We start from the raw sequence: 15866 nt of genomic DNA on the forward strand, positions 1-15866 counted from the left end.
AGAAGTTATCCTATTACAAGTTGTCATTTATTATAGTATAATCAGTACCACGATAATGATAATGATAATGATAATGATAATGAAGGATGAAGCCAGCCGTGAATCATTCTACAAGACTGCAAGTACTGTCCCTATTTCTCAAAACACAGCGGGCGAAGCTGCAGCCCGAAGCTGTTGGCCTGCCCGCCGGTACTCGACGCAGAACGCCTGGTCTTCGCAGGGAAGAGGTCGCTCAGCTGGCAGGCGTCAGCTCTACCTGGTATACATGGCTGGAGCAAGGACGTGATATCAAAGTATCAAGCTCGGTCTTAGACGCCATTGCGGCTGCTCTGCAGCTAACGGTCGATGAGCGCAAATATTTGTACGCGCTGGCGCTTGATGCTGGACCAGGCGCGACCTCCTTCAAGCAGGACGAACTGCCTCAGCCGGAGCTTAGTGCTCCCTTACAATACATGCTGCGTGAGCTTCGTTATTGTCCTACGATTATATCGGACAGACATTGCCAGATCGTCGGCTGGAACGAAGCGGCCTCCCATGTCTTCTTGGACTTCGATCAGATCCCGCCCGATCAGCGCAATATGATCAGACTATTGTTCACCCGCAAGGAGTTTGAGCGGCTGGCGGTCAATTGGGAACAATTCGTTAGCGGCTACCTCGCTATCTTCCGTGCGTACTACGGGCAATATTTTGAAGATGAGTGGTATGAGCAATTCCTTGAGGAGATGAGTGCGATTCATCCGAATTTCAATGCGCTATGGGAGCAAAGCCGAGTTAGCTCCGCACCGGAAGTGCTGCTTCAATTCCGCCATGCCAAAGCCGGCAAGATGCTGTTCCATCTCACCTCGCTCCAAGTGCACGGCAGCGCCGACCTGCGCTGCAGCGTCTACACCCCCGCTCTCGAATCCACGACGGAGAGCAAGCTGAAGCAGCTTATGGACTAAACAATAAAAAAAAACAGCCGAAGCTTTGATAGCCCGGCTGTTTCTACGTACTTATGCATTTATTTCGCGATTTCGTAAATATCGTATAGCTCATCCAGCATCAAGTTAGCTGCAATTACGCCGCCAGCCGTATTCCAGATCGCATCGTTCACTTGAATCGCTTTATTGTTTTTCACGACGTTAAGGCTTTGCCAGAGCGGATCCTTCAACATCTCTTCTTCCATTTGCGTTCCTTTGCCGTCGCCCGTCTCATACGTGAAGTAGAATAGCATATCGGCATCTACTTCCGGAATGCGTTCCTTCGTAATTTCCTCTACGAACGTATCCTTATAGCCCATTTGGCTGTCGGGACGAGTTATGCCGAGCTTGCTGAACGCAAGTCCTGTAAACGTATCTCCCAAATAAATACGCGTTTTACCTGCCATGAATCGAACAACGGATACTTTTTGATTTAGCTTGTCGCCGGCTTTTCCTTTGAAATCCGCCGTACGAGCGTCGTATTCAGCGATAATTTTGTTGCCTTCCTCCGACTTGCCAACCGCCTCTGCATAAAGCTTGAAGTTGTCCTGCCAAGCGCCGCGAAGCGTCTCGGAAAATACGGTCGGTGCAATTGCCTTCAGTTGGTCATATACTTCCTCTTGACGCAATTTGTTGCCGATAATAAGATCCGGCTTCAGACCTGCAATCAATTCCAGGTTAGGCTGGCTCTCTTCGCCGACAACCGTTACGCCTTCCATATCCGCTTTGATATGATCATACCACGGCTCGCCTGTCCAAGATTTTACCGCCCCAACCGGCTTAATGCCAAGCGAAAGAAGAGCTTCCGTGCCCTCATTCGTAAGCACGACTATACGAACTGGATTTCCTTTGATTTCCGTTTCGCCCATTGCGTGAGTAACTTTTCGTACATCAGCCGGCTGGCTCTCACCGGATTGCTCCGAACCTGCTCCGTTTGCATTATTGTTAGCGGACTGACCGCAGCCTGATACGATAACTGCCAATGCTAGCAATGCCGTAACGGCAGTCCATGTCAATTTTCCCTTCAATAACCGTAACATAAAATTCCAACTCCCTTTCGTTTTTGAAAATCATTCTCAAGTTGCACTTCACGAACTATACCAAGGTCGTCCAAGGATGTCAACGATTAATTGATAATGATTTTCAGATTCATTGACAGAGCCATATCGATCCCCTAAAATGACCTAGTATCCTAATTCGCATTGTAAACATCAAGGAAAGAGGAAATTATGGACACGCTATTAACAACACGAACAGCCAAGTTTGCCGGCCTACTGTTGGGCCTTCTCATCCTCGCGGCTTGCTTCATCTGCAGCATCGCTTTCGGAGTGGTCAATATTAAACCGCAAACGATTATTGATTCGTACATATCGTATGATGCAGCGTCACAACAGCATCTCATCATTCAGACGGCTAGAATGCCGAGAGCGCTAATCGCAGCGACGGTCGGCGCAAGCTTAGCCGTAGCCGGCGCTTTAATGCAAGGCATTACGCGCAACCCGCTTGCTTCGCCGAGCATCTTCGGCATTAATGCCGGAGCAGCCTTCTTCATCGTAACCGGCTCCGCTTTCTTTGGCGTAAGCGGCTTCTCAACCTTTGCTTCGCTTGCGTTCATCGGTGCAGCGGTTACTGCCGCCCTCGTATACATTCTAGGCTCGATCGGCAACGACGGACTGACTCCGCTTAAGATTACGCTCGCAGGCTCGGCTATCACCGCTTTCTTCTCTTCCTTGTCCATGGGCGTACTGCTTACCGGCGGTCAAACGTTCGACCAAGTGCTTTATTGGTTCGTCGGCTCCGTTGCGGACCGAAGCATCTCTATCTATCAAGCAGCAGCGCCATTCATGGTGCTTGCGCTAATCGGTGCTTTTATTTTAGCCAGACATATGAATGTGCTCGCGCTTGGCGACGATGTGGCCGTAGGACTTGGTCAGAAAACCATTTACATCAAATTGATTGCGGGCATTCTTGTCGTATTGCTGGCAGGCGGTTCCGTCTCAATGGCTGGACCGATTGCCTTCATCGGAATTATCATCCCGCATTTGGTTCGTTACATGGTCGGCATCGATTATAAATGGATGATCCCATATAGCGCGGTTTATGGCGGCATTCTGCTGCTGGCAGCCGACATTGGCTCTCGTTATATCGCTTTTCCGAAGGAAGTTCCCGTCGGCGTTATGACCGCCATACTCGGTATCCCTTTCTTTGTGTACATCGCTAGAAGAGGGGGGCGCTCTTAATATGAACCCATGGTTAACCATTAGGAACCGTATCATGTCTTACCAAATCAACCGCCGAACAGTCTTCGTCATCGGCATGCTCATCATCGCCAATCTAGCGGCTATCGTCATCTGCACCGGGCTTGGAAGCCTCTTTATCAGTCCGCTGGAAGTCATTCGGACGATATTTGGAATCGGCGATGACACGAATTCAATGATCATTTTATCGCTGCGATTGCCACGGGTTATTATAGCCGTATTGGTCGGATCTGCGCTTGCGGTAGCCGGGGCACTGCTTCAGGGCATTGTGCGCAATCCGCTAACCTCGCCGGATGTTATCGGTATTTCCGGAGGCGCATCGCTAGGCACCGTCGTCTTCATCTTATATTTCTCGCATGTGAGCATTCGGTTTATGCCGCTAAGCGCGATGGCAGGCGCGTTCGCGACCGCTTTTCTCATTTATCTATTCGCCTATCGCAAAGGCATTACGCCTATGAGGCTCGTTCTAATCGGCATCGGTATGGCTACCGCGCTATCGGCGCTTACGTACATGCTTATCCTCACCGCATCATTCACGCCGACCGCAGTTGCCGTTAAGGCGTTCACTTTCATGACTGGCAGCATATACGGCGTATCTTGGGAGAGAGATGTCATGACGCTTCTTCCTTGGCTCGTCGTTCTGCTCCCTATAGCACTGCTGTATGCAAGGCATCTCAACGTGCAGGAGCTTGGGGATGAAGTCGCAACAAGCCTTGGCAGCCGGGTTAATGCCAAACGGACTGTATTGCTAATTATTAGCGTTGCGCTAGCCGCAGCGGCAGTAGCTATCGGGGGCGCTATTAACTTCATCGGACTTATGGCGCCCCATATTGCGCGCAAACTCGTAGGTCCTGCGTATGGCGGAGTCATTCCTGTCTCTGGTCTCATCGGCTCGCTTGTCTTGTTGCTATCGGACCTTGTCGCGCGAACGGCTTTCATTCCGCTCGATATTCCGGCTGGCGTATTTACGGCTGCCGTGGGCGCACCGTTCTTCATTTACTTATTGTACCGACATCGCAACAGAGCTTAATCGACGTTCACATCAAGAAAGGGAAGTGAGTCTCATGACCGCCATACAAGCCAAAAACCTAACGTTAACCTACGGTCAAAAACCAATATTCAGCGAGCTCGATCTCGTTATTCCTAAAGGCAAAATCACGGTATTCATCGGCAGCAACGGCTGCGGCAAATCAACGCTCCTCCGCTCGCTCGCAAGGCTGCTCAAACCGCAAGGCGGTGCTATATTGCTTGACGGCAGCGAAATCGCCAAGCTCTCGAGTAAGGAGGTTGCAAGGCGCCTAGCCATCCTGCCCCAAGGGCCGATTGCCCCTGAGGGGCTTACGGTCCATCAGCTTGTGAAGCAAGGCCGTTATCCTTATCAGAGCTGGCTGCAGCAATGGTCCCACGAGGATGAGAAGCTAGTCAAGCGAGCGCTAGATGAGACGCATATGGAAGAGTTCTCATCACGCTCCGTCGACTCGCTCTCTGGCGGCCAGCGGCAGCGAGCATGGATTGCGATGACACTCGCGCAGAACACGCAAACGATATTGCTGGACGAGCCGACGACTTACCTCGACATGACACATCAAATCGAAATATTGGATCTATTGTTTGACCTAAACGAACGGGAACAACGGACGATTGTCATGGTGCTGCACGACATTAACCTCGCCTGTCGCTACGCGCATCATATCGTTGCCGTCAAAGACGGCGGCATCCATGCTCAAGGCGAGCCAGAAGCGATTATGAATGAGCAGCTCATTCAAGACGTCTTCGAGCTGAAATGCCAGGTAGCTGCCGATCCGATATTCGGCACGCCTATGTGTATCCCTTATGGCAAAGGACGTCAGCTTGCGTTGAAATAGCAAAAAAAAAAGCGCCGCTCGAAGAGGTGAACCTCTCTGAGCGGCGCTTCTTGTTATTTATTGTACCGAGTACATACGCTCGCGAATCGCTTTAATCTCAGGATTCTCAAGGTATTCGTCGTATGTCGTCATACGGTCGATCACGCCGTTCGGCGTGAATTCGATAATACGGTTCGCAATCGTCTGTACGAACTGATGGTCATGCGAGGTGAACAGAACGGTACAATCCGTATCTGTCAGACCGTTGTTGAGCGCTGTAATGGACTCGAGGTCCAAGTGATTCGTCGGCTCATCCATGATGAACACGTTCGCGCCTTCGAGCATCATCTTCGACAGCATGCAGCGTACTTTCTCGCCGCCGGACAATACGCTTGCTTTCTTCATCGCGTCGTCGCCGGAGAAGAGCATGCGGCCAAGGAAGCCGCGGAGGAACGTCTCATCCGGATCCTTAGAATATTGGCGAAGCCATTCCACAAGGTTCATGTCTACTCCGTCGAAGTAAGCCGAGTTGTCCTTAGGGAAGTAAGCGCGAGTCGTCGTAACGCCCCACGAGTAGCTGCCCGCATCGGGCTCAAGCTCGCCAGTTAGCAATTGGAAGAAGACCGTCTTCGGCAAGCCGTTCGGACCGACGAAAGCAACCTTGTCGCCTTTGTTGATCGCAATCGTCAGATTGTCGATCAGCTTCTCGCCGTCAATCGTCTTCGTCAAGCCGTCAACGAGCAAGAGTTGCTTGCCCGCTTCACGCTCGCCTTTGAACAGGATGAACGGATATTTACGGTTCGACGGACGAATGTCGTCGAGCGTAATTTTCTCAAGCAGCTTCTGACGCGACGTCGCTTGCTTCGCCTTCGACTTGTTCGCGCTGAAACGTTGAATGAACGCTTGCAGTTCTTTGATCTTGTCTTCCTTCTTCTTGTTCTCGCCGCGCATCAATTGAAGCGCCAATTGGCTGGACTCGTACCAGAAGTCGTAGTTGCCCACGTACATCTGGATCTTGCCAAAGTCGATGTCTGCGATATGCGTACATACCGTATTCAGGAAATGCCTGTCATGGCTGACTACGATAACAGTACCTTTGTAGTCGCCCAAGAAGTCCTCGAGCCAACGAATCGATTCGATGTCCAAATGGTTGGTAGGCTCATCGAGAAGCAGGATGTTCGGCGCGCCGAACAATGCTTGCGCCAGCAATACGCGAACCTTCTCGTTACCGTCAAGCTCGCTCATCATCTTGCTGTGCATATCCGGCGTGATGCCAAGGCCGTTCAGCATCTCAGCCGCTTCGGACTCGGCTTCCCAGCCGTTCATGTCAGCGAATTCGGCTTCCAGCTCGCCTGCGCGCATGCCGTCTTCATCCGTAAAGTCGGCTTTCGCATACAGCGTATCCTTTTCTTTCATAACCTCATACAGCTTCTTGTAACCCATAATAACGGTCTCAAGCACAGCAAACCCATCGTATTCATAATGGTTCTGCTTCAATACGGCGAGTCTCTCGCCTGGTGTTATATGAACTTCTCCGCTTGACTGCTCAACTTCGCCGGACAATATTTTGAGAAACGTCGATTTACCTGCGCCGTTGGCGCCGATCAAGCCGTAACAGTTGCCTGGCGTGAACTTGATGCTTACATCTTCAAAAAGCGGACGCTTCCCGTAACGAAGCGTAATGCCACTTGTACTAATCATTTCTATAATCCCGTCCTTCACTACATGATCACTTTATCTCGAACTATTATAGCACAGTATGCGGCGAAACGAACGTCCAATTGGGCTTTGGTGCAAAAAGACAATTAAAAATGCTTGCTCTTCGACTACTCCGGCATGGGTAGCCCGCCATCGGTTCTCTTCGGCTTCGGTGTCTTGCGGCTGCGGCTCGGACCGCTTGCCCTTGCCCGCCATACGACCCAAGCACTAACCCCGTACAGCAGAGCGCTCATATAGAACAAAGCGTTGATCGTCAGCCAATCGATCAGCAAGCCGCCTAGAATTACGGCAAAGCCTGAGGCAACCGACGTCCAGAAGTGATATGAGCCAATCGTTATCCCTCTAGAACCGGACTCCGTGCCCTCGGCGAGCAGCAGCCGTTCGCTCATCCGCTGCATCGCATTGCAAGTTCCCATAATAAGCTGCAGCAGCAGCACGAGCATGTAAGAGCTTGTCCATGGGAATGCCAGCATGGAAACCATCATACCAAGCGAGCTGGCGACAAGAATGCGCGTGCCATGCTTGTCTAGCCTCGGCCCCAACCAAGTGGATACGGCAGCCGAGCTGATCGTGAATACGGCGAACGCTAAGCCATATTTCGAATAGCTGTTGCCTAAGTTTTTGAGAAACAACAAATAATAAGGATAGATCATGCCCGCCGCTAACGTAACGACGCTTTGCGACCTAATGAGCCATTTGACGTTCATGTTCAAGGTGCGGCCTCCTCTCTCAACGGTTCAGACCCATAATTTTCGTAAAAATAGTTCATAAACAGCCCGCCCTCGTCATACTTCCGTTTCTGCTCGAAAAAGGTTTTGTAGTTCGGATAGACGCTCTGGAACTGCTCGACCGTCGGGTAAGCAATATAAGGCAAATAATAAGAACCGTCATGCGCAATCACTTCATCGATAATCCGCTGAACGCTCTCTTTCATCTTCCGCTGCCCCTTCTCCGATAACGGAGCGTTGAATAGGCAGACAAGAGCGAGCATGTCGTCCTTCGCATAGGAGAGAGAGGCCTCGTCATCCTTGCTGACATATCGAATCGTTACATTGAGCAAGTTCAGTTTGTCTTCCTTCACAATCTCGCTTAGCCGTTGGGCGAAGCTGTCGAACTGGTTGAGCGGAACAAAATATTCCTGCAGCTGATCGTTTGCGCCAGGTTGACTGTAGTCCATGAATTCATAGGCGGCTCGCATCGCGTTATTGCGGCTCATGATTTTATCCGATTGCTCAACGAAAAAGTACGTTTGCAAGTTCCACTGCAGCTTCTTGCCCCATTCGGTCGATCGGTTCAAGTTAAACAGCAGCTTGCCCGGAGCGACCCACTTCTCATTGCTTTCCAGCTTGTTATACTTGCTAAGCGATAACGAACGGTCGACTGTATAGTTCTTGGCTAGCGCCTCGGTAAAGTAGCTGTCCTCGGCAACCGAAATACGCCCAATATGCAGCTTGATATCCGGATTCGCAAGCACCTCGTCACGGAAATAGCCGACGTATTCGCTTAAGTCCATCAGCACGGTTGACTCGCGGTACACCTCGTCCTCCGTCAGATTAAGCGTTACGTCCAGGATGATGCCGAACAGGCCGTAGCCACCAAGCGCTAACGGGAACAGCTCTGCATTTTCCGTGCGGCTCACATTCTTAATTACAGCGTCGGCGGTCAGGAGACGGAAGGAATCAACGCTGCTTATAAGCGAGCCGTTACGGATGTCTCTGCCGTGAGCGTTAATGCTGATCGAGCCGCCAATCGTGAACGGATTGAGCGACTGCATCGTTCGGACGGATAGACCGTATCGATTGATCGCCTTCTGCACATCCTCCCAAGTCGCACCGGCTTGCACGGTGATTTGCCTGGTAGCTTGATCCACTTTAATAATCTTGTTATAGCTCGTCATATCGACGACAATGCCGTCCTTGTAATAGGTATGGCCCCCTTGGCTATGGCGCTGGCCGGCAATGGACAAAGTCAGACCTTTGCGCTTCGCGTCCTTGACAAGGGAGATGAGCTGCTCCTCTTCCTTGCCCTCCACCACTCGCCCTACCTTAACGGGATGCAATCTGCTGTAATCAGTCACGGTATAGGGGTCTTGATCGGGCGTGCTTGTTCTTATGTACTGAAATATGCATAAGCCGATGAGCAATAGAAGTACGATTGTTTTCTTCATATGCCCTCCTTTGCAACAAATAAAGCCGCCTCAAAATAATAACGGAGGTTATTACCTAGAGGCGGCTTCGTGCTATTGATATGCGGTTAGCTGATTATGGCTGCGACAATGGCGCTGACGGGTGTTAATCCCAGTTCAGCTTCACTTCATTGCCCGTACGCGATGATTCATAGATGGCGTCAAGAATGCGGTTAGTCGTGTAGCCGGACAAGCCCGATGTAATCGGCTGCTTGCCTTCGCGAATACATGAAACGAAGTGGCTGCCCATAAGGATGCGGTCTTCTTCACCTTCAAGAGGGGCAATGTCGCTAAGCACAACTTCGCCTTCCTTGTGAGTCACGTAAGTGCCGCTATTGCCGACAACCGACACGCCGCCTTCCGTACCCATGAGGTGAATGAACGGATCCTCGGACAAGCCGGCTGCATGAGCCGCCCAGCTCACATCAAGCGACAGCGTCGCTCCGTTGTCGAGCTTAATAAGCGCGGATGCCAGATCCTCGACATCATAGTAGCCTTCCCAATTCGGCGTTCCCCAGTTGCCGATGCCCTCGCGCTTGGGTCCAAACTCCGAATACGTCGTGCCGAATACGGATACCGGCTTCGGATTGCCCATCAAATACAGCGACAGATCGATCATATGAACGCCGATATCGATCAGCGGTCCGCCGCCGGATTGATCCTTGCGCGTGAACCAGGAACCCCAGCCTGGAATGCCCTTCTTGCGAAGCCAACCTGTCTTCGCGTTATAGATGCGGCCTACATCGCCGCTGTCGATGCGCGCTTTTACTGCACGGCTAAGGCCTGTCCAGCGCATTTGATGCGACATCATCAGCACCTTGCCGGATTGCTCGGCAGCTTCTACGATCGTACGCGCGATCTCGGAATTGATCGCCATCGGCTTCTCAAGCAGCACATGCTTGCCTTGCTTGAATGCTTCGATCGCCAGATCGGCGTGGAACTTGTTCGGCACGCCGATAATGACGGCGTCGATCGATCTGTCTTCCAGCAGGCTCTGCGGCGACTCATGCACGGTCGTTATATTATGCTCCTGAGCGCGCTGCTCGGCGAGCGGCAAATAAACGTCGGTAATAGCCGCTAATTCGGCCCCCTCGACCTTGGCGAAAGTTTGTGCATGAACAGCGCCGATTGCTCCTGCGCCAATAATGCCAATACGAATAACAGACTGACTCATTAGTTGCTAATCTCCTTCAGTATCGTTTTGATACCTTCAAGTATATACGTTGCAGCATATATCGTCACTGCTCGTATTTGGCGCTATATTATTCTCGTTTGTTATGGATGTTATTTACTTGCCGGCCAGTCGCCATGATTCGCCGTGCGGAAGAACGACCAGGCGCGACGAGTCGATGCCTTTCGATTGACGAGCCGACTCTAGTCGGCATAGCGCCTCGCTCGGCGTATCGTCAGCAAGCTTGAATGCGCCGTAATGCATCGGAACGAACCACTTCGCGCCTGTATCCTCGAACGCCTGCAGCGCCTGCTCCGGCGTCACATGCTGCGGGCCCATGAACCATTCCGGCTCATATGCGCCTATCGGCATTAAGGCGACATCAATCGGGAAGCGACTGCCGATTTCCTTGAAGCCTTGAAAGTATCCGCTGTCGCCGGCGAAATAAATCGTCGGTGAGTCCGAGACGACAGGACGATCCGAAACATCCGATGCGAACGCGTCCTCTGCGCGGAAGCCGGATTGCCGGCCATGATCATGAACAGCTGCAGCTTTGGATATATGAGCTTTGGCTTCATCTCTTCTCGCTGCAGGGACTTCACCGCTTCGAGAGCCCTCTGAAGCTGCCGCCCCCTCATCAGTTGCCCTACCGAGCGAAGGCTGTAACAGCTGCCTCGTCTTGCCGCCGTCATAACCGACAAGCCGACCGCTTCGCGAGCCAACCGGCTCGATGACCCAGCCTCCCCAATGCGAGCTGTTCGTGTCCCAAGGATTGCGGCGCGTCCAATGCTGCGACGGCACGAACGTGAATTTGATGCCATGAATATGGAGCGATTCCCACCAGTGCAGCTCTGTGACGCGCATGAAGCCCTTAAGCTTCAGCTTCTGGCTAAGGCCGGCAGGCACGATAAGCTGCTTCGGTCCGCCTAACCTGCGCAACGAATTAATGTTCAAGTGGTCGTAATGGGAATGCGAGATGAGAACGATGTCGATAGGCGGCACGTCCTCAATTTGAATGCCGGGTGCCGTCAATCTTTTTTGAAAAGCCATCTGCCCGGCCCAGACCGGGTCCGTAATAATATTGAGCCCTCCGATTTGAATCAGGAAGGTCGAATGTCCAATCCATGTAATAGTAGGCTGCTTTCTATTCGCCTGAAGGAAAGCGATGTCAGGCTGGGCGTTCGGAACGGCAAACGAATAATCTTTCATTTTCAGCTTGCGAATGCGCTCTTGCCGCCACCTCTTGAACTGCTTCAATGAATTATGCTGCTCTACATGATCTAAGTTGGCAAATCGTTTTAACCGCAACCGCTCATCCCTCCTCGCTGTCGTATTCGTCTCCTTAAAGATACCAAGCCCGCAATATGAAATGCAAATGGCATTCTCGCATCCGCGTTCGAAATCAGGTACACTTAAAAATACGATAAAGAGCTCCAATGGGTGAATATTTTTTTCGAGGAGGCTAATGAATGAAACTCATTTCTATAGAACCAACGCCAAGTCCCAATTCCATGAAGCTGAACGTGGACGAGTCGCTGCCGCGCGGTCAGCGGTTGACCTATAAGTCGAAGGAAGCCGAGGACGCACCAGAGCAGCTTCGGCAATTGCTTCGTATCGAGGGCGTCAAGAGTGTATTCCGCACGGCCGACTTCATTGCGCTGGATCGTCTGCCAGGCGCAGATTGGGCGCGTATTCTAGCCGAAGCCGGCCAACTGCTGCAAGCCGAGGACGGCGACAACCGTGCAGGCGGCGGACCTGAGTCCTCCGCCAGCTTCGGCGAAGCGCAGGTGTTCGTTCAAATGTACCGCGGCATTCCGATGCAAGTGCGCGTTCGAATGGCTGGCGGAGAGGTGCGCTCGGCGCTCCCGCCCGCATTCGGCGAAGCCGTTCAGCAAGCGGCTGGCTCGGCAATGATCCGGGAGCGCAAGCTGGAGGAGTTCGGCATCCGTTATGGCGAACCCGAAGAGATTGCCGCCGAGATCGTCCGCGAGCTTGAGGCGTCTTATACGCAGGAGAGACTGGATTCGCTCATCGCCCACGCGAAGGAGCAGGGTAACGACGCTGCGGCAGGCGATGCCACAGCAGCGCCAGTCAGACCCGCTCCGTTAACAGCGGAGCAGGTGCTCACGCAATTCAAGGAAAGCGACTGGAAGCTGCGTTATGCCGCTTTCGAGCGGTTCACCGCTTCGGTCGAGACGATCGAAGTGCTGTCGGCGGCGCTTCAAGACGACAATGCATCGATCCGTCGCCTAGCCGTCGTATACTTAGGCGATCTGCGCTCGCCAGAAGCGATGCCGCTGCTGTTCGCCGCCTTGCGGGATGCTTCGTCGTCCGTCCGCAGAACGGCCGGCGACACCTTATCCGATCTCGGCGATCCGGCCGCGATCGCTCCAATGATCGAAGCGCTGCGCGACAAGAACAAGCTTGTTCGCTGGCGCGCGGCGCGCTACCTGTACGAGCTTGGAGACGAGACGGCAATCGAAGCTTTGCGCGAAGCAACTAACGATGCCGAGTTCGAGATCAAGCTGCAAGCGCAGATGGCGCTTGAGCGCATCGAGCGCGGCGAAGAAGCTGCCGGCTCTGTCTGGCAGCAGATGACCGCAGCCCGAAATCGCGAGCAATAAGCATCCGTCCGCTAACAACGAAGAAGGCTGTCCCTCCGAAGCGAGCATATATAGCTCGTCGCTTCGGCCGGACAGCCTTCTTTTCGTTTATTCATACTCCAGCTTTAAGCGAACGAGCTTCGAGCCGTCATTTCGATACGATTCATAGCTGGCTTTATAGCCAACCGCTGTATTCAAGCCTTCGAACGCTGCCTTCAGCGCTTCTGGAAACGTCTCACCTTCTACATACCTGAACTCCAAGCTTCCGCTGCGCGAGCTGACAGCCGAATGAATGACGGTGCGCAGCTGATCTGCGCTTGACACTGTATTTTCCGCGTCGAGCCAATGCAATCCAAGCTCAATCTTCAGCTTGTTCGCTTTGGCCGCTTCGGACTGGCTGCCGGATTGTTCAGCTAGCTGCAGGGCGCCGAGGTAGCTGCTGCTTGCAGCGGGGTACGTCTTCGTCCAACGATGATCCTCTCGAAGCTCCTCATCGGTCTTCAAGTAATAGTTATAACGGATTACGTTGTCTGAAGTAGAATCATTGCCTGCAGCTCCGCTCATAACAGGGTCATCCCATGTCAGGTCCAGATGATACCAAATACCGTCAAGCTGAACCATATTCCAAGCATGCTCGCCCGTATCGACCGATCCGTCGGCAATAAGCACCGGGATTCCCGCTTGCTTCAGCATTTTGTAGCCGAGCAGCGAATAGCCCTGACAGACAGCATTGCCGAGTGCAATTGCGTTATAGGCTGTATAGTGTTTCAGCGACTGGTCGTATTCTACATGCGTGACGATCCAGTCGTGTATCGCCTTCGTCTTCTCGTGATCATTCATATCAGGCGCTATAATATCGTGCAGCGCTCTTGTCACTGCCGCATCCACAATCGCCGTCTCTTCCACCGACTCCCGATACCTTGCTTCCATCGAGATCGTAGAACGCCCGCCCCAGCTTCGAATGGTGTATACGTAGGAATCAAGTATATAGGCGATATAATCGTCCTGCTTAAGGGCTTCGCGAATCAGGTCAGGCAGGCGATCGGACATCTCCTGCTTGTCACCTTCAAAAGTAACGGTGAAGTGCTCGGCACGGCTTTGGAATCGTTCAGCAAGCTGCGCACGAAGCTCGCCCAGCGCATCCCTCTCCGCCGCCGCTGCAGGCTCGCTAGATTCCGAGGAAGGCGGAAATAAATCAAGCTTCAATTCAAGACTGTATGCAGCTGCTATAATTACGACGAGCATCAATAGTTTGCTAGTTGCTTTGCGCATGCATACCTCCCCTGTTTACTCGTTTTATATAATGTCTCAAGATTATCCCATTATATTATAAAGGATACACCACTATAACTGATTCCTAAACATATTGTGCGCAATATATGTAAAGAAGCAGCCGAGAACAAGACATATGAGGATCGATCAGCCGGAAAAAAAGAACCTGAAATCACGAAGTGATTTCAAGCTCTTTGCACCTATATAAAGGAACTCCTGTTATGGTGTTTGAACAGAATAGAGCTAGAAATTAGCTCTATTCACACGCCTAAGTGTATTTTGGCAAAATAGAGCTAGAAACTAGCTCTATATGCCGCCAAATCGTCGAAAGGAGCTCCTGCGGTGGTGTTTCGGGAAGAATAGAGCTAGAAATTAGCGCTATTCCTCACACCTAATTGTGTTTTGGCGAAATAGAGCTAGAAAGTAGCTCTATACTCATTGAGTAATACCAAGACTCTCATGGAGTTCTTCGCCCAGCCATGCCTCCTGCTTAATAAGCAGCCGCTGCAGCTCGTCAATCGCTACTTCCCTTGTGGTAAGTCCGTTCAAGCCGGCTAAATAGGCTGCCGTTCCCGCAGCTTGGCCCATGGCGAAGCAATTCGGCATGACGCGCAGCGAGCCTTGAACGACCCGATCGGATGAAGCTGCGCGTCCCGCTACCCATAGATTGTTAATGCCGACCGGCAGCAAGCAACGGTATGGGACGCCATGCGATCGACCCGGCGGCAAGTGATGGATCGCCATCTTATCTCTGCTAGTCGCCATATGAATATCTATAAAATACGCATTCCTCGCGATATCGTCCGGGAAGCTGCGCATCTCCATGAAGTCCTCCTGCGTCAGTACATAATCGCCGACGATTCTTCTCGTCTCCCGAATGCCGATTTGCTCGCCTGTGGAGATCAGATGCGCATTCTCGAAGCCTGCTACGTAAGTCTGCAGAAACCGCAGTTGCTCTTTCACTTTCCTGCGGCCCTCAATCGCTCCGCGAGTCAGATCCTCTGCCTTCGTACCATCGATATGGAAGATATGGCCGAAATTAACGCCTACCAAATAATCGGATACCCATGCGAAGCCGGATACCTCTTTGCGCCCCTCCGGCAGATCGCCATTCGCTTGCGCCTTCTGAACAGCGATTGGAATTTGGCCCGTGTCCCCGCTCTTCGCGAGATACTGATTAAAGCGATCACGATCAACGTTCGTTAACAGGTAACACATCGTTCCCGGCTGCAGCTCCCCCTGTTCTCCGCCTTTGTGGAAAGGAACGCCTGCCATGGACGCGATGTCCGCATCGCCTGTCGCATCAATTACATAGGAGCATTTCACGAATGATCTGCCCGACTTATTCACGATAACGACACCTTCAATTACAGTGCCGGATGGGTCCATGCAGATTTGGCCGACGAAGGTGTGGTAGAGCAGCTCAGCGCCGCTTTCTAGAACGGCGTCGTCATAGACTCGTTTCAATACCTCGGCGTCGATCGGCACCCAATCCAGCAACTCTTCATATAGCTCGCGGTACTCTTCCTTGCAATTCTGTTTCATTCGCTCCATCAATTCCAGACCAATTCCCCGAATGACAGGCTTCACTTTATCTGTAAACGGGCAAAAGGCCGGCACGAGGGCGACCGTTCCCATTCCCCCTAGAAATCCGCGCTGCTCGATCAGCAGCGTTCGAGCTCCATTCCTTGCCGAGGCTATAGCTGCAGCTATGCCTGTCGCCCCTCCTCCAACGATAACGACATCTATTTCCTTGCTGACCGGAATGGCTTCCTCTTGCAGTCGATACGTATTCATAGCCTAACCCGCTCCCCATATTCAATATTGTTTAGTTCCATGTATAATCAGTATAAGC

Annotated in this window: 13 protein-coding genes; 5 read left to right on the top strand and 8 right to left on the bottom strand. The window is 52.1% G+C overall.

Translation table 11 applies throughout. The annotated features are described in order from the left end of the window. Positions 1–98 precede the first annotated feature (98 nt). Positions 99–941, top strand: coding sequence for a helix-turn-helix transcriptional regulator (locus tag AC0YN0_RS24980; RefSeq protein ID WP_475823686.1), 843 nt, complete (start codon positions 99–101; stop codon positions 939–941). Between the two features lie 59 nt (positions 942–1000). Here the strand turns inward: AC0YN0_RS24980 and AC0YN0_RS24985 are convergent, their stop codons facing one another. After that, positions 1001–1999 (bottom strand): ABC transporter substrate-binding protein, encoded by a 999-nt coding sequence (locus AC0YN0_RS24985; RefSeq protein ID WP_475823687.1) that lies wholly within the window; start codon positions 1997–1999, stop codon positions 1001–1003. A gap of 189 nt (positions 2000–2188) precedes the next feature. On the opposite strand from AC0YN0_RS24985, the gene AC0YN0_RS24990 reads away from it, so the two are divergent. The 3 genes from AC0YN0_RS24990 to AC0YN0_RS25000 are packed head-to-tail and all read left to right on the top strand — an operon-like array spanning position 2189 to position 5082. Continuing rightward, positions 2189–3199 carry a FecCD family ABC transporter permease gene (locus tag AC0YN0_RS24990; protein WP_475823688.1) on the top strand — a complete coding sequence of 337 codons (1011 nt, stop codon included), beginning with the start codon at positions 2189–2191 and terminating at the stop codon, positions 3197–3199. Between the two features lies 1 nt (position 3200). Next, positions 3201–4247, top strand: coding sequence for a FecCD family ABC transporter permease (locus AC0YN0_RS24995; protein ID WP_475823689.1), 1047 nt, complete (start codon positions 3201–3203; stop codon positions 4245–4247). Positions 4248–4281: 34 nt separating this feature from the next. Beyond that, on the top strand, positions 4282–5082 hold the full coding sequence (locus AC0YN0_RS25000) for an ABC transporter ATP-binding protein (RefSeq protein WP_475823690.1): 801 nt from the start codon (positions 4282–4284) through the stop codon (positions 5080–5082). 57 nt (positions 5083–5139) lie between these two features. On the opposite strand, the gene AC0YN0_RS25005 is transcribed toward AC0YN0_RS25000, so the two are convergent. The 5 genes from AC0YN0_RS25005 to AC0YN0_RS25025 form a co-directional block, all read right to left on the bottom strand. Beyond that, positions 5140–6762 carry an ABC-F family ATP-binding cassette domain-containing protein gene (locus AC0YN0_RS25005; RefSeq protein ID WP_475823691.1) on the bottom strand — a complete coding sequence of 541 codons (1623 nt, stop codon included), beginning with the start codon at positions 6760–6762 and terminating at the stop codon, positions 5140–5142. A gap of 125 nt (positions 6763–6887) precedes the next feature. After that, positions 6888–7487, bottom strand: a complete 600-nt coding sequence (locus AC0YN0_RS25010; protein WP_475823850.1) for an MFS transporter — start codon at positions 7485–7487, stop codon at positions 6888–6890. A gap of 2 nt (positions 7488–7489) precedes the next feature. Then, entirely contained in the window at positions 7490–8947 is a 1458-nt protein-coding gene (locus tag AC0YN0_RS25015; protein ID WP_475823692.1) for an FAD-binding oxidoreductase, read from the bottom strand. A gap of 124 nt (positions 8948–9071) precedes the next feature. Beyond that, positions 9072–10139: a Gfo/Idh/MocA family protein gene (locus AC0YN0_RS25020; RefSeq protein WP_475823693.1), complete on the bottom strand. Its 1068-nt coding sequence runs from the start codon at positions 10137–10139 to the stop codon at positions 9072–9074. 114 nt (positions 10140–10253) lie between these two features. Next, positions 10254–11444, bottom strand: coding sequence for an MBL fold metallo-hydrolase (locus AC0YN0_RS25025; protein ID WP_475823694.1), 1191 nt, complete (start codon positions 11442–11444; stop codon positions 10254–10256). A 161-nt stretch (positions 11445–11605) separates the two neighbouring features. Here AC0YN0_RS25025 and AC0YN0_RS25030 point away from each other — a divergent pair, with 161 nt between their 5' ends. After that, positions 11606–12760: a conserved virulence factor C family protein gene (locus AC0YN0_RS25030; protein WP_475823695.1), complete on the top strand. Its 1155-nt coding sequence runs from the start codon at positions 11606–11608 to the stop codon at positions 12758–12760. 87 nt (positions 12761–12847) lie between these two features. Here AC0YN0_RS25030 and AC0YN0_RS25035 read toward each other — a convergent pair whose 3' ends face one another. Together AC0YN0_RS25035 and AC0YN0_RS25040 are read right to left on the bottom strand one after the other, a co-directional pair. Next, positions 12848–14011: a transglutaminase domain-containing protein gene (locus tag AC0YN0_RS25035; protein ID WP_475823696.1), complete on the bottom strand. Its 1164-nt coding sequence runs from the start codon at positions 14009–14011 to the stop codon at positions 12848–12850. Between the two features lie 435 nt (positions 14012–14446). Next, entirely contained in the window at positions 14447–15808 is a 1362-nt protein-coding gene (locus AC0YN0_RS25040) for an FAD-dependent oxidoreductase (RefSeq protein ID WP_475823697.1), read from the bottom strand. Positions 15809–15866 lie beyond the last annotated feature (58 nt).

Source organism: Paenibacillus sp. J22P218, from assembly GCF_056269195.1.

Excerpts from the sequence above, each read along its gene's own strand:
- AC0YN0_RS24985 (WP_475823687.1), bottom strand. The coding sequence starts at position 1,999 with ATGTTACGGTTATTGAAGGGAAAATTGACATGGACTGCCGTTACGGCA.
- AC0YN0_RS24990 (WP_475823688.1), top strand. The coding sequence starts at position 2,189 with ATGGACACGCTATTAACAACACGAACAGCCAAGTTTGCCGGCCTACTG.
- AC0YN0_RS24995 (WP_475823689.1), top strand. The coding sequence starts at position 3,201 with ATGAACCCATGGTTAACCATTAGGAACCGTATCATGTCTTACCAAATC.
- AC0YN0_RS25000 (WP_475823690.1), top strand. The coding sequence starts at position 4,282 with ATGACCGCCATACAAGCCAAAAACCTAACGTTAACCTACGGTCAAAAA.
- AC0YN0_RS25005 (WP_475823691.1), bottom strand. The coding sequence starts at position 6,762 with ATGATTAGTACAAGTGGCATTACGCTTCGTTACGGGAAGCGTCCGCTT.
- AC0YN0_RS25010 (WP_475823850.1), bottom strand. The coding sequence starts at position 7,487 with ATGAACGTCAAATGGCTCATTAGGTCGCAAAGCGTCGTTACGTTAGCG.
- AC0YN0_RS25015 (WP_475823692.1), bottom strand. The coding sequence starts at position 8,947 with ATGAAGAAAACAATCGTACTTCTATTGCTCATCGGCTTATGCATATTT.
- AC0YN0_RS25020 (WP_475823693.1), bottom strand. The coding sequence starts at position 10,139 with ATGAGTCAGTCTGTTATTCGTATTGGCATTATTGGCGCAGGAGCAATC.
- AC0YN0_RS25030 (WP_475823695.1), top strand. The coding sequence starts at position 11,606 with ATGAAACTCATTTCTATAGAACCAACGCCAAGTCCCAATTCCATGAAG.
- AC0YN0_RS25035 (WP_475823696.1), bottom strand. The coding sequence starts at position 14,011 with ATGCGCAAAGCAACTAGCAAACTATTGATGCTCGTCGTAATTATAGCA.
- AC0YN0_RS25040 (WP_475823697.1), bottom strand. The coding sequence starts at position 15,808 with ATGAATACGTATCGACTGCAAGAGGAAGCCATTCCGGTCAGCAAGGAA.